This window comes from Tenebrionibacter intestinalis, from assembly GCF_016632365.1.
Taxonomy (GTDB): Bacteria; Pseudomonadota; Gammaproteobacteria; order Enterobacterales; family Enterobacteriaceae; genus Tenebrionibacter; species Tenebrionibacter intestinalis.
In genome coordinates this window covers 1-18,620 of sequence record NZ_JAEPBH010000002.1, presented here as the reverse complement: position 1 = coordinate 18,620, position 18,620 = coordinate 1, and the positions used below count along the sequence as shown (strand labels likewise).

13 protein-coding genes and 1 CRISPR repeat array are annotated in these 18,620 nt (G+C 56.6%); of the genes, 10 read left to right on the top strand and 3 right to left on the bottom strand.

All coding sequences use genetic code 11. From position 1 onward, the window contains the following. Positions 1-121 precede the first annotated feature (121 nt). Complete coding sequence (locus tag JJB97_RS01070; RefSeq protein WP_238711954.1) at positions 122-889, bottom strand: DedA family protein; 768 nt, start codon at positions 887-889, stop codon at positions 122-124. A 217-nt stretch (positions 890-1,106) separates the two neighbouring features. On the opposite strand from JJB97_RS01070, the gene cho reads away from it, so the two are divergent. The 4 genes from cho (at position 1,107) to rluA (ending at position 8,197) form a co-directional block, all read left to right on the top strand. Then, positions 1,107-1,976: an excinuclease Cho gene (cho, locus tag JJB97_RS01065; protein ID WP_238711953.1), complete on the top strand. Its 870-nt coding sequence runs from the start codon at positions 1,107-1,109 to the stop codon at positions 1,974-1,976. Between the two features lie 85 nt (positions 1,977-2,061). Further along, entirely contained in the window at positions 2,062-4,422 is a 2,361-nt protein-coding gene (gene polB, locus JJB97_RS01060; RefSeq protein WP_238711952.1) for a DNA polymerase II, read from the top strand. A 200-nt stretch (positions 4,423-4,622) separates the two neighbouring features. Beyond that, positions 4,623-7,529 (top strand): RNA polymerase-associated protein RapA, encoded by a 2,907-nt coding sequence (gene rapA / locus JJB97_RS01055; RefSeq protein ID WP_238711951.1) that lies wholly within the window; start codon positions 4,623-4,625, stop codon positions 7,527-7,529. A gap of 11 nt (positions 7,530-7,540) precedes the next feature. After that, complete coding sequence (gene rluA / locus JJB97_RS01050) at positions 7,541-8,197, top strand: bifunctional tRNA pseudouridine(32) synthase/23S rRNA pseudouridine(746) synthase RluA (protein ID WP_238711950.1); 657 nt, start codon at positions 7,541-7,543, stop codon at positions 8,195-8,197. A 464-nt stretch (positions 8,198-8,661) separates the two neighbouring features. Here the strand turns inward: rluA and djlA are convergent, their stop codons facing one another. Next, on the bottom strand, positions 8,662-9,483 hold the full coding sequence (gene djlA / locus JJB97_RS01045) for a co-chaperone DjlA (RefSeq protein WP_238711949.1): 822 nt from the start codon (positions 9,481-9,483) through the stop codon (positions 8,662-8,664). 258 nt (positions 9,484-9,741) lie between these two features. On the opposite strand from djlA, the gene lptD reads away from it, so the two are divergent. From lptD to apaH, 6 genes are read left to right on the top strand one after another with little or no spacing between them, the layout of a single operon-like run. After that, positions 9,742-12,114, top strand: a complete 2,373-nt coding sequence (gene lptD / locus JJB97_RS01040; RefSeq protein ID WP_238711948.1) for an LPS assembly protein LptD — start codon at positions 9,742-9,744, stop codon at positions 12,112-12,114. A gap of 52 nt (positions 12,115-12,166) precedes the next feature. Further along, positions 12,167-13,459 (top strand): peptidylprolyl isomerase SurA, encoded by a 1,293-nt coding sequence (gene surA, locus JJB97_RS01035; RefSeq protein ID WP_238711947.1) that lies wholly within the window; start codon positions 12,167-12,169, stop codon positions 13,457-13,459. Continuing rightward, positions 13,452-14,441 (top strand): 4-hydroxythreonine-4-phosphate dehydrogenase PdxA, encoded by a 990-nt coding sequence (gene pdxA, locus JJB97_RS01030; protein ID WP_238711946.1) that lies wholly within the window; start codon positions 13,452-13,454, stop codon positions 14,439-14,441. Before surA ends, pdxA begins: the two co-directional genes overlap by 8 nt. Continuing rightward, positions 14,438-15,259 (top strand): 16S rRNA (adenine(1518)-N(6)/adenine(1519)-N(6))-dimethyltransferase RsmA, encoded by an 822-nt coding sequence (gene rsmA, locus JJB97_RS01025; protein WP_238711945.1) that lies wholly within the window; start codon positions 14,438-14,440, stop codon positions 15,257-15,259. Before pdxA ends, rsmA begins: the two co-directional genes overlap by 4 nt. A gap of 2 nt (positions 15,260-15,261) precedes the next feature. Continuing rightward, positions 15,262-15,639, top strand: a complete 378-nt coding sequence (apaG, locus tag JJB97_RS01020) for a Co2+/Mg2+ efflux protein ApaG (RefSeq protein WP_238711944.1) — start codon at positions 15,262-15,264, stop codon at positions 15,637-15,639. A gap of 6 nt (positions 15,640-15,645) precedes the next feature. Beyond that, positions 15,646-16,497, top strand: a complete 852-nt coding sequence (apaH, locus tag JJB97_RS01015; protein WP_238711943.1) for a bis(5'-nucleosyl)-tetraphosphatase (symmetrical) ApaH — start codon at positions 15,646-15,648, stop codon at positions 16,495-16,497. Between the two features lie 447 nt (positions 16,498-16,944). Here the strand turns inward: apaH and folA are convergent, their stop codons facing one another. After that, a complete protein-coding gene (gene folA, locus JJB97_RS01010; RefSeq protein WP_238711942.1) occupies positions 16,945-17,430 on the bottom strand; it encodes a type 3 dihydrofolate reductase in 486 nt (161 codons plus the stop codon). A 480-nt stretch (positions 17,431-17,910) separates the two neighbouring features. Beyond that, positions 17,911-18,610: direct repeats of the CRISPR family, unit length 29 nt; unit sequence CGGTTTATCCCCGCTCGCGCGGGGAACAC. Positions 18,611-18,620: the final 10 nt, after the last annotated feature.

Genomic DNA, 18,620 nt, shown 5'->3' with positions numbered 1-18,620 from the left:
GAAGGAAAAACCCCGTTTTTTCCTTCTTTGTCAAAAACCTGAAAAGGCGCTTAGCGCCTTTTCCCTAATGCGAAGATACCGCTCAGCGCGCCGCTGAGCGGTATTAGCGTTTGGCTCACGGCTATGCGCCGCCAAACACCTTCCACAAAATGTTTGCATAAACCGGCATGAGTGGGTGACATAAGGTTACGACCAGCGCCGTCACGGCAATTACGCTCGTCAGCGGCGCAAGCCAGCGCAGCCGCGCGTGGGGCAGCCAGTGCGTCAGCCAGTCGCGGTTTTTCCCGCTGCGCCGCCAGCGCCAGCACAGCCAGCCGCCGATCCACAGCAGCAGCGCCGTGGCCACCAACAGCCAGATAAAACCGCGGCTGTTATCGCCGGCGGGAATATCGACAGCGGCGCCGGCCAGAATGCCGGGCAGAAAATAAAACAGCGGCCATAACAGGCAACCAATAATATTCGGTACAATAAATTTACGCGCCGGCAGATCCAGCATACCGGCCACCATCGGCACCAGCGGGCGCGTTGGGCCGATAAACCGCCCAACCAGAATAGTGAACATGCTGTGCCGGTGCAGCGCGTACTCGGTTTTGTCCAGCCATGCTTTCTGCTTTTTCAGAAAAGACCACTTATGCAGCGGTCCTTTAAAACGCCAGCCAAGCCAGAAGGAGATCCAGTCTGCGACCAGACAGCCGAGAGAGCCTACCAGCCAGGCCTGGTACAACCCCACCTGACCACTGCCGATGAGCGCGCCCAGCGCCGCCATAAACACTGTGCCGGGCATCAACAACCCCACCAGCGCCAGCGATTCGAGAAAGGCCACCAGCCATACGGCAATCAGCGCATAGGTGGTGGACTGAGTAATAAAATGTTCAATAAAAGCTTGCATAGGTCCTCCACGACAGGGCCAGTGGGAGGATTCTCATGGCTGGCCCGACGAACGTCAACCTAATCCATGTTTATCTTTGTCTGCGGCGTAAAAAGACTTCAGGTAGCGTATTCACGCCGGCGGCGCGACGGCATTACTCCGGATGCAGGCATTCGCGTATAGAAAATAATCTATCTGGCTGTTATGCTGTATGCATAACCAGCATCAGGAGGCCAGATTGGTCAGAGCCCTACGCCCTTACGGGCCGGATAGCGATCCGGCCAGCATCTATCAGTACCCCGAACATCTGCGCCCGTGGCTAGTGGATTTACCCGCCCGTCCCGGTGTTTATATCTTTCACGGTGAGAGCGAAACGCTGCCGCTTTACATTGGTAAAAGCGTTAATCTGCGCTCACGCGTGATGTCACATCTGCGCACGCCCGCCGAAGCGAAAATGCTGCGCCAGGCGCAGCGTATTGAGTGGATCCCCACCGCCGGCGAACTGGGCGCGCTGCTGCTTGAAGCGCAGCTTATCAAAACCCGACAGCCGCTGTTCAATAAACGCCTGCGCAAAAACCGTCAGCTTTGTTCGCTGCGGGTTAACGACGCGCGGCCGCAGGTCGTGTATGCCCGCGATCTTAATTTCTCCGCAACGCCCGATCTGTTCGGCCTTTACAGCAGCCGCCACGCGGCGCTGGAAACGCTTAAGCGCATCGCCGATGAACACAGCCTGTGCCATGGCCTGCTTGGGCTGGAAAAACTCAGCGCCGGACGCGGCTGCTTCCGCTCGGCCCTTGGCCGTTGCGCCGGCGCCTGCTGCGGCAAAGAAAGCCTACAGGCGCACCACGCGCGGCTGATGGACGCGCTGGAACACGTTCGCATTATCTGCTGGCCGTGGAAAGGGGCCGTCGGGCTGGTGGAGGAAGGGCCGCATGCTACGCAGATACACATCATAGATCACTGGTTTTACCTTGGATCGGTGGATTCACTGGAGCAGGCGGCCGCACTACGCCGCGCGCCGCCGGGCTTCGACCAGGACGGCTATAAAATTCTTTGTCGCCCGGTGATTTCAGGGCATTACCCGGTTATCCCGCTCAGGCCCGGCTAACGCGCCTGTCACTGTATAAATCCTCAGCGTTCACCAGAGAATACCGTTATACTTAACGCTGGCTTTTATAAGGCGGGAACAGGGCGTGACAGAATCACGGCAGGGCTTTTTACTCACCCGACACTGGCGGGATACCCCGCAGGGTACCGAAGTGGAATTCTGGCTGGCAACAGACGCAGGCCCGCTGCGCGTCATATTGCCGGCGCAGGAATCGGTGGCGTTTATTCCCGAAGCGCAGCAGGCGCAGGCCCGCAGGCTGCTGGCCGACGAAGGCGACTGGCGCCTTATGCCGCTTGCGCTGGCTAATTTCGAAGGCCAGCCGGTGTGCGGCCTGTACACCCGCCAGCACCGTTCGCTTATGCGTATTGAGAAAAAACTGCGCGACGGCGGCGTCACGGTATACGAAGCAGATATCCGCCCGCCGGAGCGTTATCTGATGGAGCGTTTTATCAACGCGCCGGTACTGGTACAAGGCGAAGTGCGCGGCAACGCGCTGGTCAACGCGCGAATGAAGCCGGCGCCGACGTACCGCCCGGCGCTGACGTGGGCGTCGCTGGATATTGAAACCAGCCGCCACGGCGAGCTGTATTGCATCGGAATCGAAGGCTGTGGTCAACGCACGGTCTACATGCTGGGGCCGCAAACGCCAACATCGCGCCGCGTGGATTTTCAACTTGAATACGTCGCCCGCCGCCCGCAGCTTCTGGAAAAACTCAATGACTGGTTCGCCCGTCACGATCCCGATGTGCTTATTGGCTGGAACGTGGTGCAGTTCGACCTGCGCGTTTTACAAAAACATGCCGACCGTTACGGCATCCCGCTGCGCCTCGGGCGCGAAGGCGCGAGCGTCGAGTGGCGTGAACACGGCTTCAGGCCTGGCATATTTTTCGCACAGGCCAGCGGAAGGCTAATTATTGACGGCATTGAGGCGCTGAAATCCGCCTTCTGGACATTTCCCTCATTTTCGCTGGAATCGGTAGCACAGGCGCTGCTTAGCGAAGGCAAAGCTATCGACGATCCCTGGCACCGCATGGAAGAAATAGAACGTCGCTTCACTGAAGACAAACCGGCGCTTGCGCGCTACAACCTCAAGGATTGCGAACTGGTCACACGCATTTTCCACAAAACAGGCATTATGCCGTTTTTGCTGGAGCGCGCGACGGTCAACGGCCTGCCCGTGGATCGCCACGGCGGCTCCGTGGCCGCTTTCAGCCACCTTTACTTTCCACGCATGCACCGCAGCGGCTACGTTGCGCCTAATCCAGGCACAGTTGCGCCGCAGCCCAGCCCGGGCGGCTACGTTATGGACTCAACGCCCGGCCTGTATGACTCAGTATTGGTGTTTGACTATAAAAGCCTCTATCCCTCCATTATCCGCACCTTTCTGATTGACCCGGTCGGGCTGGTGGAAGGTATGGCGAAGCCGGATACGGCCCACAGCGTGCCGGGGTTTCTCGACGCCTGGTTCTCGCGTAAAAAGCACTGTCTGCCCGCCATCGTCACCGATATCTGGCAAGCGCGCGAGGCGGCAAAGCGCCATAACAACACGCCGCTGTCGCAGGCGCTGAAGATAATCATGAATGCCTTTTACGGCGTGCTGGGCACCAGCGCCTGCCGCTTTTTCGATCCTCGTCTCGCCTCGTCAATCACCCTACGCGGCCACGCCATTATGCGTCAGACCCGCGAACTCATTGAAGCCGAAGGCTATGAGGTGATTTACGGCGACACCGACTCCATATTCGTCTGGCTAAAAAAGGCGCACGATGAACAGAGCGCCGACGCCATCGGCAAGCGCCTGACAACGCACGTCAACCAGTGGTGGCGCGAACGCCTGCGCGCGCAATGGGATCTCGACAGCGCGCTGGAGCTGGAGTATGAAACTCACTTCTGCCGCTTTCTGATGCCGACTATTCGCGGCGCGGAAACCGGCAGCAAAAAGCGCTACGCGGGTCTGATCCGCAACGGGGGCGACGAACGCATGGTATTTAAAGGCCTGGAGACAGTGCGCACCGACTGGACGCCGCTGGCCCAGCAGTTTCAGCAGGCGCTTTACCAACGTATTTTTCGCAACGAACCGTGGGAAGAGTATGTTCGTGAAACGGTAGCAAGCCTGATGGCGGGCGAGATGGACGATCGGCTGGTCTATCGTAAGCAGCTACGCCGCCCGCTGGCGGAATATCAGCGCAACGTGCCGCCGCACGTGCGCGCAGCCCGCCTTGCTGATGAAGAAAACCAGCGTCTGGGGCGCCCTCTTCGCTACCAAAATCGCGGCGTAATTCGCTATATCTGGACCATCGCCGGGCCAGAGCCGCTCGATTATCTGCGTTCGCCCATTGACTATGAACATTATCTGACGCGCCAGCTCGAACCCATAGCCGAAGGTATTCTGCCTTTCGTCGGCGGAGATTTTGCTACGCTAATAACGGGGCAACTGGGGTTATTTTGACAGGTGACGAACACGCCGCCTTCCAGTACCATATCGCCCTTCCGTTTTACCGAACCCAAAATTACTCGCCCGCGGCGCTATTCGCGCAGGGCGCGCTATACCCCCAAATAACTCGCGCGACACAGGCAGCGCCCGGCCGCAATCTGGCGGACTAAGCTGTGAAATAGCCTGCAAAATCAGAGAATACAGAGTCTAAAGATATGCCATTTACGCCAGGACAGCGCTGGATCAGCGATACGGAAAGTGAACTCGGACTCGGTACCGTGGTAGCGATGGATGCCCGCACGGTAACGCTGCTCTTTCCCGCCATTGGCGAGAACCGCCTTTACGCCAGAAACGACGCCCCCATCACTCGCGTGATGTTCAATCCCGGCGATATCATCACCAGCCATGAAGGCTGGCAAATGAAGGTGGAAGACGTTCAGGAGCAAAACGGCCTGTTGATATATACCGGCGCCCGCGAAGATACGCAGGAAACAGGCGTACAGCTACGCGAAGTGTTGCTCGACAGCAAGCTGGTCTTCAGCAAACCTCAGGATCGTCTGTTCGCCGGCCAGCTTGACCGCATGGATCGGTTTGCCCTGCGCTATCGCGCGCGTAAATACCAAAGCGAGCAGTATCGCCAGCCGTGGAGCGGCCTGCGCGGTATGCGCACCAGCCTCATTCCTCACCAGTTGCACATCGCCCGCGACGTAGGCCGTCGCCACGCGCCGCGCGTGCTGCTGGCCGATGAAGTGGGCCTTGGAAAAACCATTGAAGCCGGGATGATTATCCACCAGCAATTGCTCTGCGGCGCCGCTGAACGCGTACTGATTGTGGTGCCGGAAACTCTGCAACATCAGTGGCTGGTGGAAATGCTGCGTCGCTTCAATTTACGCTTTTCACTGTTTGACGACGAACGCTACGCCGAAGCCCAACACGAATCGGACAACCCGTTCGATACCGAGCAACTGGTCATTTGCTCGCTCGACTTCGTACGCCGCAGCAAGCAGCGCCTGGAGCACCTGAGCGATGCGCAATGGGATCTGCTGGTGGTAGACGAAGCGCATCACCTTGCCTGGAGCGAAGACGCGCCTGGCCGCGAATACCAGGTAATAGAACATATCGCCAGCCAAACGCCGGGCGTATTGCTGCTTACCGCCACGCCGGAGCAACTGGGGATGGAGAGCCACTTTGCGCGCCTGCGTCTGCTCGACCCGAACCGTTTTCACAACTTCAGCCAGTTTGTGCAGGAGCAGAAACACTACCGCCCGGTGGCCGATGCAGTGGCGCTGCTGCTGGCAGGCAAGCATCTGAGCAACGATGAACTCAACACATTAAGCGACCTGATTGGCGAGCAGGATATCGAACCGCTCCTGCAAACGGCCAACAGCGACCGGGAGGGCAGCGAGGACGCACGTCAGGAGCTGGTATCAATGCTGCTGGACCGCCACGGCACCAGCCGCGTGCTGTTTCGCAATACCCGTAATGGCGTAAAAGGCTTCCCACGGCGCGAACTACACACCATCCGCCTGCCGCTGCCTGCCCAGTATCAGACCGCTATCAAGGTATCCGGCATTATGGGCGCGCGCAAAACGGCACAAGAGCGCGCCCGCGATATGCTCTATCCGGAAAAGATTTATCAGGAATTTGAAGGCGATACAGGCACATGGTGGAACTTCGACCCACGCGTGGAATGGCTGATGGGCTGGCTAACCAGCCACCGCTCTCAGAAAGTGTTGGTCATCTGCGCACGCGCCGATACCGCGCTTCAGCTCGAACAGGTGCTGCGCGAGCGTGAAGGCATTCGCGCCGCGGTTTTCCATGAGGGGATGTCGATTATCGAACGCGACCGCGCTGCGGCCTGGTTTGCTGAAGAAGACGCCGGCGCCCAGGTGCTGTTGTGCTCGGAAATTGGATCCGAAGGCCGCAACTTTCAGTTCGCCAGCCATCTTATCATGTTCGATCTGCCGCTAAATCCGGATCTGCTGGAGCAACGCATTGGCCGTCTTGACCGAATCGGCCAGGCGCGCGACATTCAGATTCACGTGCCGTTTCTGGAAAAAACCGCTCAGGCAGTATTGGTGCGCTGGTATCACGAGGCGCTTGACGCCTTCGAGCATACCTGCCCGACAGGCCGCATCCTTTATGACGACGTACAAGAGACGCTGACCGGCTATCTGGCCGCCCCGGAAAACGCTGAAGGCCTTGATGAACTGATTAGCGCCTGTCGCAGCAAGCACGGTGCGCTCAAAGCGCAACTGGAGCAGGGCCGCGATCGTCTGCTGGAGATTAACTCCAACGGCGGTGAAAAAGCACAGCAGTTAGCGGAAGATATCGCAGCCCAGGACAATGATACCGCGCTGGTTAGCTTCGCAATGAACCTGTTTGACATCATCGGCATCAACCAGGACGATCGCGGCGAGCATATGATCGTACTGACGCCGTCGGATCATATGCTGGTGCCGGACTTCCCCGGCCTGCCGGAAGACGGCTGCACCATTACGTTCAACCGCGAGGTGGCGCTGTCGCGCGAAGACGCGCAGTTTGTCACCTGGGAGCACCCGCTTATCCGCAACGGGCTGGATCTGATTCTCACTGGCGATACCGGCAGCAGCGCTATATCGCTGCTCAAAAACAAAGCGCTGCCGGTTGGCACCCTATTGCTTGAGCTGATCTACGTAGTGGAGGCCAAAGCGCCGAAATATTTGCAGCTCAACCGCTTCCTGCCGTCGACCCCGGTGCGCATGCTGCTGGACAAAAACGGCGCCAATCTCGCCGCGCAGGTGGAATTTGAAAGCTTTAACCGCCAGTTAAGCGCAGTAAACCGCCATACCGGCAGCAAACTGGTCAACGCCATCCAGCAGGATGTCCATACGCTTTTGCAACAGGCGGAAAGCCAGGTTCAGGCCGCCGCGCAGGCATTGATACAGGCCGCACGCAACGAAGCCGATGAAAAACTGAGCGCGGAATATACGCGCCTGGAAGCGCTCAAGGCGGTGAACCCAACTATTCGCGACGACGAGCTAAGCGCCATTGAAATCAACCGCCAGCAAGTGCTGGAGGCGCTGGAGCAGGCAAGCTGGCGTCTGGATGCGCTGCGTCCTGTCGTCGTCACGCACCAGTAACCGGAGGCGCTATGCTGGAGCACTACAATCCGCCGCTGGAACCGTGGCTGGTCGTCCTGTATCAGGATGACCATATTATGGTCGTAAACAAGCCAAGCGGCCTGCTGTCGGTGCCTGGCCGGCTTGAGGAACACAAAGATAGCGTAATGGCGCGTATCCAGCGCGATCACCCTCAGGCCGAATCGGTACATCGCCTGGATATGGCCACCAGCGGCGTCATCGCCGTGGCGCTGACCAAAAAGGCGGAACGCGAGTTGAAGCGTCAGTTTCGCGAACGTGAACCGAAAAAGCAGTATCTGGCGCGGATATGGGGGCATCCGGCTAAGGCGCAGGGATTAGTGGATCTGCCGCTAATTTGCGACTGGCCAAACCGTCCAAAGCAAAAAGTGTGTAACGAAACCGGTAAACCGGCCCGGACCGAGTACGACGTGCTGGAATACGCGCAGGATAATACGGCGCGCGTTTTGCTCAGGCCCATTACCGGCCGTTCGCATCAGTTACGCGTACATATGCAGGCGCTGGGGCATCCGATTCTCGGCGATAAGTTTTACGCCACGCCGCAAGCATTGAGCATGGCGCCGCGTTTACTGCTGCATGCCTGGACGCTGACAATTACCCATCCGCAGTTTGGCAACAGCATGACGTTTAAAGCGCCTGTGGATTTTTAAACCGGCCCTACGGCAACGAACGGCCCTCAATTGTTAAAACGGGCGCGAAGGGCGGTGAGAGCCGCCGTCAGGGCCTGCGTATGAACAGGAATAAACCCCATAAACTTCACCCGCTTTTGTTCTTCTGCAACAACCAGAAATGCCCGAATGTTACGCTCTGGAAATTAACGCGTTGATTGACGGCGGATCTACGCCAGGAGGGCAAAGCCGCGTTTCGCCCTCTTTTTCAACAAACTGAAAAGGGGGCAAATCGCCCCCCTTAGAGACTGCTGACAACCCCCATCCTATCGCAGTCAGGATGGATGAATTACAATAAAAAACAAGGAAAATCAACGCATTGATTTTCGCCTGCTTACTACAAAGAAGGAAAAACCCCGTTTTTTCCTTCTTTGTCAACAACCTGAAAGGGGGCAAATCGCCCCCTTATTTCGCAACCTCTGACGTAACGCGCAGCGCTCGCCGTTTTACTTAAAGCCCTTCTGCTCTTTAATCAGCTCCCACGCTTTTTGGATTTCCTGGGTTTTTTGCTTCGCCATTTCAATCATTTCCGGCGGCAGCCCCTTTGCAACCAGCTTATCCGGATGATGTTCGCTCATAAGCTTACGGTAGGCGCGCTTGATGGTAGCCGAATCGTCAGACGGGCTCACGCCCAGCATATTACAGGCGTCTTCAAGCGTGGGGCCGCGCTGGGCGTAACCGCCGCCGCCGCGCCGGTCGTTACCGCCCCGCCAGCCGGAATCGTCAAACGACTGACCGCCCTGCATCATACGTATAAACTGCTCAAGCTGCGTGCGTGAAATGCCGACTTCTTCGCCAATTACGTATAACACATCCCGTTCATTAGGGTGCAGCACGCCGTCAGACAGCGCAGCGCGAACCTGTATTTCCAGAAACATCCGAATCAAATCAAAACGGCCGAAGCAGATGCTGCGAAGTTGACGCATCTTCTCACGCAGCGGGTAGTCGTTTTGCTTACCGGCGCGAAACGCGTGCTGTGCGGCAGTGCGCGCAGCGCCGTGCAGTTGCATCTGGTCCATAAACCGCGTCGCCAGTTGTATATCCGTCTGTGTCACGCGCCCTTTCGCTTTCGTCAGGTGTCCCATCACTTCAAACGTTGTGGCGAAAAAAACCGCCTGGCGCTGTTGCTGCCCGACAAACCACGTCATGCGACGGCTGCGCGCGCGATCGAACATATGGCCGATAATCAGCCCCGCGACGACACCCCAGAAGCCGCCCCCCATGAACAGCGCGACCGCCACGCCAATCACTTTTCCCAAATACTGCATATACTCCCCAAATCGTCATGCCGACTGACAGAATTTGCATTATCATACCCGTCATTCTGAACGCTGCATAACTACCCGGCGCAAAACAGCGGGAGAACTTCCCGGCCTGCGCCTGAAACCGGGCGCGTAAGCAACAAAATCTTGCTCCGGCTGGCTGAATTATTTAGGGCGTAAAGCTGGCGCACAGCTACTGAGTAAGTTAGTCTCTGGACGTTTGCCGACGCGCAGCCACTGATGACGGAACAACGAAAAAAACGTATGAAAAAACGTATTCCCACCTTGCTGGCCACACTGATTGGTTCAGCGATTTATAGCCAACAAGGGATGGCTGCCGATCTTGCTTCGCAGTGTATGCTCGGCGTTCCCAGCTATAATCGTCCGCTGGTCGCTGGCGATACGACCGAGCTTCCCGTAACTATTAATGCCGACAGCGCCAAAGGCGATTACCCGGAACGCGCGACATTTAGCGGCAACGTCGATATTGAACAAGGCAACAGCCGCCTGCAGGCCGACGAAGTGCAGTTGCATCAAAAGCAGGTGGCAGGCCAGGCCGACCCGGTACGCACGGTTGATGCGCTGGGGAACGTGCGTTACGACGACAACCAGGTTATCCTCAAAGGCCCAAAAGCCTGGGCCAACCTTAACAGCAAAGATACCAACGTCTGGAAGGGCGATTACCAAATGGTTGGCCGCCAGGGGCGCGGTAGCGCGGATGTGATGAAGCAGCGCGGCGAAAACCGCTACACCATTCTGGAAAACGGCACCTTTACCTCCTGCCTGCCCGGCACCAATACCTGGAGCGTGGTGGGCAGCGAAGTTATTCACGATCGCGAAGAACAGGTTGCCGAAATCTGGAACGCGCGCTTTAAAATCGGCCCGGTACCGGTATTCTACAGCCCCTATTTACAGCTACCGGTCGGGGATAAGCGCCGCTCCGGCTTCCTTATCCCAAATGCCAGATACAGCTCTAACAACGGGCTGGAGTTCACGATTCCCTATTACTGGAATATCGCGCCTAACTTCGACGCGACGATTACCCCGCACTACTACCAGCAGCGCGGCGGCGTCCAGTGGCAAAACGAATTCCGCTATCTGAGCCATGCGGGCGCAGGACTTATTGAGTTCGATTACCTGCCTTCCGACGATCAATACACCGAAGATCACCCGAAAGAAAATCAGGACCGTCGCTGGCTGTTCTACTGGCGTCACGGCGGCGTGATGGATAAGGTATGGCGCTTTAACGTTAATTACACCAAAGTTAGCGACCCTTCTTATTTTAACGACTTTGATTCGCAATATGGCGACAGCACCGACGGTTACGCCACGCAGAAATTCAGCGTCGGCTACGCCAACCAGAATTTTGACGCCACCATCAGCGCCAAACAGTTCCAGGTATTCGATACCCAGCGTAACCGCAACTCTTATCGCGCCGAACCGCAGTTGGACGTCAATTATTACCTTAACGATCTCGGCCCGTTCGATACCCATCTGTACGCGCAGGCGGTACGTTTCACAAACGTGAACAATAACATGCCGGAAGCAACGCGCCTGCATATGGAGCCGACCATAAACCTGCCGATGTCCAACGGCTGGAGCAGCCTTAATACCGAAGTAAAGCTGATGGCGACGCATTATCAGCAGGATAATCTGGATCGCTACCGTTATTACGTCAGAAAAAACCCAGCAACCAGCGCTGCTGCGGCAAAACTCAAAGACAGCGTAGACCGCGTTATGCCGCAGTTTAAAATGGACGGCAAACTGATATTCGAACGCAATATGAACTGGTGGCAGGACTATACCCAGACGCTGGAGCCACACGTACAATATCTTTATATTCCCTATCGCAATCAGAGCGATATTAACAACTTCGACTCTTCATTCCTGCAATCGGATTACACCGGTCTGTTCCGCGACCGTGCCTACGGCGGCCTTGATCGTATTGCATCGGCCAACCAACTGACGACCGGCGTAACGTCGCGCATTTATGATAACGCGGCCGTTGAACGTTTTAACGTTTCTGTTGGTCAAATCTACTATTTCACCGAGTCCCGTACCGGTGATGACAATATCAACTGGGAAAAAGAGAAAAAGACCAGCGCTATCGCATGGGCAGGCGACACCTACTGGCGCATAAATAATCGCTGGGGTCTGCGCGGCGGCCTACAATATGATACGCGTCTGAACAATGTCTCCACCGCCAGCGGCGTCCTGGAGTACCGTAAAGACGCCGATCGTCTGGTGCAGTTGAACTACCGCTACGCCAGCCCGGAGTATATTCGCGCCACGCTGCCGTCTTTTTCAACCTCCGAGCGTTATAAAGAGGGCATTTCCCAGATGGGGGTCACCGCCAGTTGGCCTGTTGTCGACAGGTGGTCATTAGTAGGCGCGTACTACTACGATACTAACGCCCATCAGCCGGCCGACCAGATGGTGGGCGTGCAGTACAACTCCTGCTGCTACGCAATCCGCGTGGGCTATGAGCGCAAGCTCAACGGCTGGGAAAATAACAAGAGCGCGTTTGATGAGAGAGTGGGTTTTAATATTGAGCTGCGCGGCCTGAGTTCTAACTATGGCCTTGGCACACAGCAAATGCTGCGCTCAAATATTTTGCCCTATCAGAATTCGCTGTAATTTGATGTCAAAAACGAAACCGCATCGCGGATTAATCAGAAATGGAAAGAGTATGAAGAACTGGAGAACGCTGCTTCTCGGTATCGCTCTGGTAGCGAATACCGCCTTCGCTGCCCCACAGGTTGTCGATAAAGTCGCAGCCGTTGTTAACAACGGCGTTGTACTGGAAAGCGATGTAAACGGCCTGATGCAGTCAGTGAAGCTCAACGCCAACCAGGCGCGCCAGCAGCTTCCGGACGACAACACGCTGCGTCACCAGATAATGGAGCGTCTTATCGTCGATCAGGTGATTTTGCAAATGGGCCAGAAAAGCGGCATCGCCATTAGTGACGAGCAGCTTGATCAGGCTATTGCCAGCATTGCCGCGCAGAACAGGATGACGCTGGATCAGATGCGCAGCCGCCTGGCATATGAAGGTATTAACTACGCAAACTACCGTAACCAGATCCGCAAAGAGATGATCATCTCGGAGGTGCGCAATAGCGAGGTGCGCCGCCGCGTCACGATCCTGCCACAGGAGGTGGAACAACTGGCAAAACAGGTATCTAACCAGAACGATGCCGCAACTGAACTTAACCTGAGCCATATTCTGCTGCCGCTGCCGGAAAACCCAACCGCCGATCAGGTTAACGAAGCCGGCCAGCAAGCGACATCCATCGTGGAGCGCGCGCGCGGCGGCGAAGACTTTGGCAAACTGGCCATCACCTATTCCGCCGATCAGTCCGCGCTCAAGGGCGGCCAGATGGGCTGGGGGCGGATCCAGGAACTGCCTGGCGTTTTTGCGCAAGCGCTGGCAACGGCAAAAAAGGGCGACGTTATCGGCCCAATCCGCTCCGGAGTGGGCTTCCACATTCTGAAGGTTAACGATATTCGCGGCGGAGCGCGCAATATTTCGGTCACCGAAGTACACGCTCGCCATATTTTGCTTAAACCTTCACCGATCTTAACCGATCAACAGGCTCGCCTGAAGCTTGAAGAGATAGCAGCCGACATCCGCAGCGGGAAAACCTCCTTTGCCGCCGCGGCGAAAGCCTTCTCTCAGGATCCTGGCTCCGCTAACCAGGGCGGCGATCTGGGCTGGACAATGCCGAATATTTACGATCCGGCCTTCCGCGATGCGCTGATGCGCCTGAATAAAGGGCAAATGAGCACGCCGGTCCACTCCACCTTCGGTTGGCATCTTATCGAACTGCTGGATACCCGCCAGGTGGATAAGACCGATGCGGCGCAAAAAGATCGCGCCTACCGTATGCTGTTCAACCGTAAATTCGCTGAAGAAGCGCAAGCCTGGATGCAGGAGCAACGCGCCAGCGCCTATGTGAAGATACTCGACGGCAATGGCTAACGTCCCTCGCGTGGTGGTGACGCCCGGCGAACCTGCCGGGATTGGCCCCGATTTAGTTATCGCCCTTGCGCAGCGGGACTGGCCTGTTGAGCTGGTGGTTTGCGCCTCGCCTGTATTGCTGGCGGAACGTGCCGCACAGCTTGGGCAACCGCTGCGAATTCTCCCCTGGCAGCCCGATGCCCCCGCCCTTGCACAGCGCGCCGGTACGTTAACCGTATTGCCGGTAGCGCTGCGCGCGCCGGTAACGCTGGGTCAATGCGATCCGCGCAACGGCCAGTATGTGGTTGAAACGCTGGCGCGTGCTTGCGACGGCTGCCTGAGCGGCGAATTTTCGGCCGTCGTCACAGGCCCTGTACACAAAGGCGTAATTAACGATGCCGGTATCCCTTTTACCGGCCATACCGAGTTTTTTGAAGCCCGCGCAGGCAGCGAAAAAGTGGTGATGATGCTGGCGACAGATACGCTACGCGTAGCCCTGGCCACCACTCACCTGCCGCTGCGCGCCGTGGCTGACGCCGTTACGGCGCCGCTGTTGCGCCAAGTTCTGACCATTTTGCACCACGATTTGCAGAGCAAATTCGGCATTGCTCAGCCGCATATTCTGGTTTGCGGCCTCAACCCGCACGCGGGCGAAGGCGGCCATATGGGCACCGAAGAGACAGACACCCTTATCCCGGTGCTTAACGACATGCGCGCCGGCGGCATGACGCTCACCGGCCCGTTACCCGCCGATACGCTGTTCCAGCCTAAATATCTCAACAGCGCAGATGCCGTACTGGCGATGTACCACGACCAGGGGCTGCCCGTGCTAAAATACGAAGGCTTTGGTCGCGCGGTGAATATTACGCTGGGCCTGCCTTTTATTCGTACTTCCGTTGACCACGGCACCGCTCTCGAACTGGCGGGCCGGGGTACAGCCGACGTCGGCAGTTTTACCACGGCGCTTAATCTCGCCATCAGGATGATTTCTAACAGTCAATGAATAATCGAGTCCACCAGGGGCATCTCGCCCGTAAACGTTTCGGGCAAAACTTTTTAAATGACCCGTATATTATCGACAGCATCGTTAGCGCGATTAATCCCCAAAAAGGCGAAGCGCTGGTCGAAATCGGTCCGGGTCTGGCGGCCCTTACCGAACCGGTGGGCGAACGCCTTGATAAACTCACCGTTATTGAACTTGACCGCGATTTGGCGGCACGCCTGAAAACTCATCCGTTTCTTGGCCCTAAATTGACTCTCTATCAACAGGACGCCATGACGGTGGACTTTGGCGAGCTCTCACGCCTGGAAGGCCAGCCGCTGCGCGTGTTTGGCAATCTGCCGTACAATATCTCCACTCCGCTGATGTTCCATCTGTTTAGCTATACTCAGGCAATAAAGGACATGCACTTTATGCTGCAAAAAGAGGTGGTCAATCGCCTGGTGGCCGGGCCTGACAGCAAAGCTTACGGGCGTTTAAGCGTCATGGCGCAGTATTATTGTCAGATAATCCCGGTGCTGGAAGTGCCGCCCGGTTCATTTACGCCCCCGCCGAAGGTTGATTCCGCCGTGGTGCGGCTGGTGCCGCATGCTGCGTTGCCGCACCCGGTAAAAGATCTGCGCATACTAAGCCGCCTTACGACAGAGGCCTTTAACCAGCGCCGTAAAACCATACGCAACAGCCTGGGCAACCTGTTTAATCCGGAAACATTAACGGCATTAGAGTTAGACCCAACCCTGCGCGCAGAAAACGTTTCAGTTGCACAGTACTGCCAGTTAGCTAACTATTTAGCTGAGAACCCGCCATCTAAGGAGAACTGAGTATGCCATATTCGCCCCGTATTTGTGTTCAGGTACAAAGCGTATACATCGAATCCCAGTCTTCTCCTGATGAGGAGCGCTATGTATTTGCCTATACCGTAACTATTCGCAATCTGGGGCATCATATGGTTCAGCTAATGGGGCGTTACTGGCTCATCACAAACGGCAACGGACGCGAAACCGAAGTTCAGGGTGAAGGCGTTGTTGGCGTCCAGCCCCATATCGCCCCAGGCGACGACTACCAGTATACCAGCGGCGCGATTATAGAAACGCCGCTGGGCACAATGCAGGGCTACTACGAGATGATAGACGAGCAAAATCGCTCGTTTCGCATCGCTATTCCAGTCTTTCGACTGGCCGTTCCTACCCTTATTCACTGATAATTCATGTCCACATACCTGATTGGCGATGTTCATGGCTGCTACGATGAACTGATCGCACTGTTAAAACAGGTGGAGTTTACGCCTGGCAAGGATACGCTATGGTTAACCGGCGATCTGGTCGCGCGTGGGCCAGGTTCACTGGATGTTCTGCGCTATGTACGCGGGCTTGACGATGCCGCGCGCATTGTGCTCGGTAACCACGACCTGCATCTGCTGGCCGTTTACGCCGGCATCAGCCGCAATAAACCCAAAGATCGCGTCACCGCGCTTCTGGAAGCGCCCGATGTGGATGAACTCCTTAACTGGCTACGCCGCCAGCCGCTGCTCCAGGTAGATGAAGAAAAAAAACTGGTCATGGCCCATGCAGGCATCACGCCGCAGTGGGATCTGCCTACAGCCGTCAGTTGCGCCCGCGATGTAGAAGCGATGCTTTCAAGCGACAGCTATCCGCTGTTTCTTGACGCGATGTACGGCGATATGCCGAACAACTGGAGCGACGATCTCAAGGGGCTATCGCGCCTGCGCTTTATCACCAATGCGTTAACGCGCATGCGCTACTGCTTCCCGAATGGGCAGCTTGATATGTACTGCAAGGATACGCCAGAAAATGCCCCCGCGCCGCTAAAACCCTGGTTCGCTATCCCCGGCCCCGTGACGCAGGAATACGGTATTGCATTTGGCCACTGGGCATCGCTGGAGGGCAAAGGTACGCCAGAGGGCATTTACGCCCTTGATACCGGCTGTTGCTGGGGCGGCACGCTAACCTGTCTGCGCTGGGAAGACAAAGCGTGGTTTACGCAGATATCGCACCGCCAGCGCGATAACGACGAGGGCGCGGCAGCCGTGGCGTCATAGCGCAGGACAAGCTTTTACGGATACGTTCGCCCTGATGCCGGTCAGTTAAGCATTTGTGTGAATAACGCTTCCTGTTAATGCCAAACGCCATGACGTGTTAACGCCAGTATCGGGTCTCTTTTTTATTTGGTCAGCATCCTGGTTCGCTTTTAACGCGCGCAGGCTTAACGTGTAGGTTTGCCGATCTCCGCTAAAACCGGCGAACCACAGGCGAAGACAGGGTAAGACGGCCCGGGACGGCAAGCTGAGGCGAAACGAGACGGAACATCATGTCGGGCCGGCCGAAAGGCGAGCGCCATAAAGCAAAGATGTCTTTACGCTACCGCAGCCCGCCTTGCCCGTTCACCGTTGATGAAGTTCCCTTTATTATCGTTCTGTTAGCGTACGGAACACCCGCTTAACCTTCTATGGCCAGCATCAGGCCTTCGTCTCTTTTTTATCTGGTTTTTACGCCTGACGACGCTCCAGAATTTCAAAAAAACAGCCGTACGCGTTCTTTTCATCCGCATCATGAAACTCACTGAACAGCGGCTGCCACTCGTCTGGCTCATATTCCGGAAAGTGGGTATCGCCTTCCACTTCGGCATCGATATGCGTCAGATACAAACGCTGCGCCAGCGGCAGGAATTGTTTGTAAACGTAGCCGCCGCCAATGACCATGATCTCTTCCACATCACCACAGGCCGCGATCGCCTCTTCTACCGAACGAACCCAGATCGCGCGCTCATCGTTGCCCGGGTTGCGGCTAATAACAATATTCTTGCGCTCTGGCAGCGGGCGCCCGATAGCTTCCCAGGTCAGCCGCCCCATAATAACCGGTTTGTTAAGAGTATTGCGTTTAAACCAGGCAAGGTCCGCCGGTAAATCCCACGGCATGGCATTTTCCATACCGATAACGCGATCTGCTGCAAGCGCAGCAATCAAACTGATCATATGACAAATCTCAGAGTAAAAAGAACTCTTCCCCACGCACGCGGGGGAAACGATGCAGAGAAGAAAAAGGCCGCTGCGTTTGAGCGGCGAATTAACCCCCGCTCACGCGTAAACCATAAACCAAAGCCCGAAGTACGCTCAGTGACCAGATTATTCCCGCTTACGCGGGAAACGCTTCTCTGATATCAATAATACACGCATTTGGACAGGTTTATCCCGGCCCTGGACGGGTAAGGTCGCTACTCATACGTTTTGTAGTGAGTTTTCTGCATCTGGCGTTGTTTGGCGCCGAGTCCCTGGCCGATATCAAATCCGGGAAGGTCGCTTTGCTGAAAAAAACCATAACCCGCCACAGTATCACCGGTTTATCCTCGCGCGGGGAACACATTGGCCTGAATTCAGGCCACGTAAAGCAACGCGGTTTATCCCCCGCTCACGCGGGGAACACGATTCATCAACATCGATTGCATCTGCTACAGGCGGTTTATCCCCGCTCGCGCGGGGAACACTTCCCGGCACCATTGTAGTGACGGAAGAAGGACGGTTTATCCCCGCTCGCGCGGGGAACACGCACCGTATTCGTTCCCCTGCCACCAGATCGGCGGTTTATCCCCGCTCGCGCGGGGAACACCGCGTCATAGTTGGACGTCAGTACGTCATAGGCGGTTTATCCCCGCTCGCGCGGGGAACACGCCAAGAGGAAAGATAACAATAGGCGATTTATCGGTTTATCCCCGCTCGCGCGGGGAACACCTGCACCCAGCGTCCCGCCTGCCTTCTCGCTGCGGTTTATCCCCGCTCGCGCGGGGAACACGCCTATAACCCGCTGACCGGTGTAAACGAAGCCGGTTTATCCCCGCTCGCGCGGGGAACACTTCATCCGTGAAGGTCTGATACATCGTCAGATCGGTTTATCCCCGCTCGCGCGGGGAACACTGTAGTTACGCGCTTCGATACCATCCCATTAGCGGTTTATCCCCGCTCGCGCGGGGAACACCGTCGTGTTACGGCAGCCGCGTTTTCTGCAGGCGGTTTATCCCCGCTCGCGCGGGGAACACTTTCTTTATTTTCCGAGGATTAATTACCTGCCCGGTTTATCCCCGCTCGCGCGGGGAACACATGGGCCATAATGGGGGTAATCAGGGTCAGTTCGGTTTATCCCCGCTCGCGCGGGGAACACGGGCTGGTGA

Excerpts from the sequence above, each read along its gene's own strand:
- JJB97_RS01070 (WP_238711954.1), bottom strand. The coding sequence starts at position 889 with ATGCAAGCTTTTATTGAACATTTTATTACTCAGTCCACCACCTATGCG.
- rapA (WP_238711951.1), top strand. The coding sequence starts at position 4,623 with ATGCCATTTACGCCAGGACAGCGCTGGATCAGCGATACGGAAAGTGAA.
- rluA (WP_238711950.1), top strand. The coding sequence starts at position 7,541 with ATGCTGGAGCACTACAATCCGCCGCTGGAACCGTGGCTGGTCGTCCTG.
- djlA (WP_238711949.1), bottom strand. The coding sequence starts at position 9,483 with ATGCAGTATTTGGGAAAAGTGATTGGCGTGGCGGTCGCGCTGTTCATG.
- lptD (WP_238711948.1), top strand. The coding sequence starts at position 9,742 with ATGAAAAAACGTATTCCCACCTTGCTGGCCACACTGATTGGTTCAGCG.
- surA (WP_238711947.1), top strand. The coding sequence starts at position 12,167 with ATGAAGAACTGGAGAACGCTGCTTCTCGGTATCGCTCTGGTAGCGAAT.
- pdxA (WP_238711946.1), top strand. The coding sequence starts at position 13,452 with ATGGCTAACGTCCCTCGCGTGGTGGTGACGCCCGGCGAACCTGCCGGG.
- rsmA (WP_238711945.1), top strand. The coding sequence starts at position 14,438 with ATGAATAATCGAGTCCACCAGGGGCATCTCGCCCGTAAACGTTTCGGG.
- apaG (WP_238711944.1), top strand. The coding sequence starts at position 15,262 with ATGCCATATTCGCCCCGTATTTGTGTTCAGGTACAAAGCGTATACATC.
- apaH (WP_238711943.1), top strand. The coding sequence starts at position 15,646 with ATGTCCACATACCTGATTGGCGATGTTCATGGCTGCTACGATGAACTG.
- folA (WP_238711942.1), bottom strand. The coding sequence starts at position 17,430 with ATGATCAGTTTGATTGCTGCGCTTGCAGCAGATCGCGTTATCGGTATG.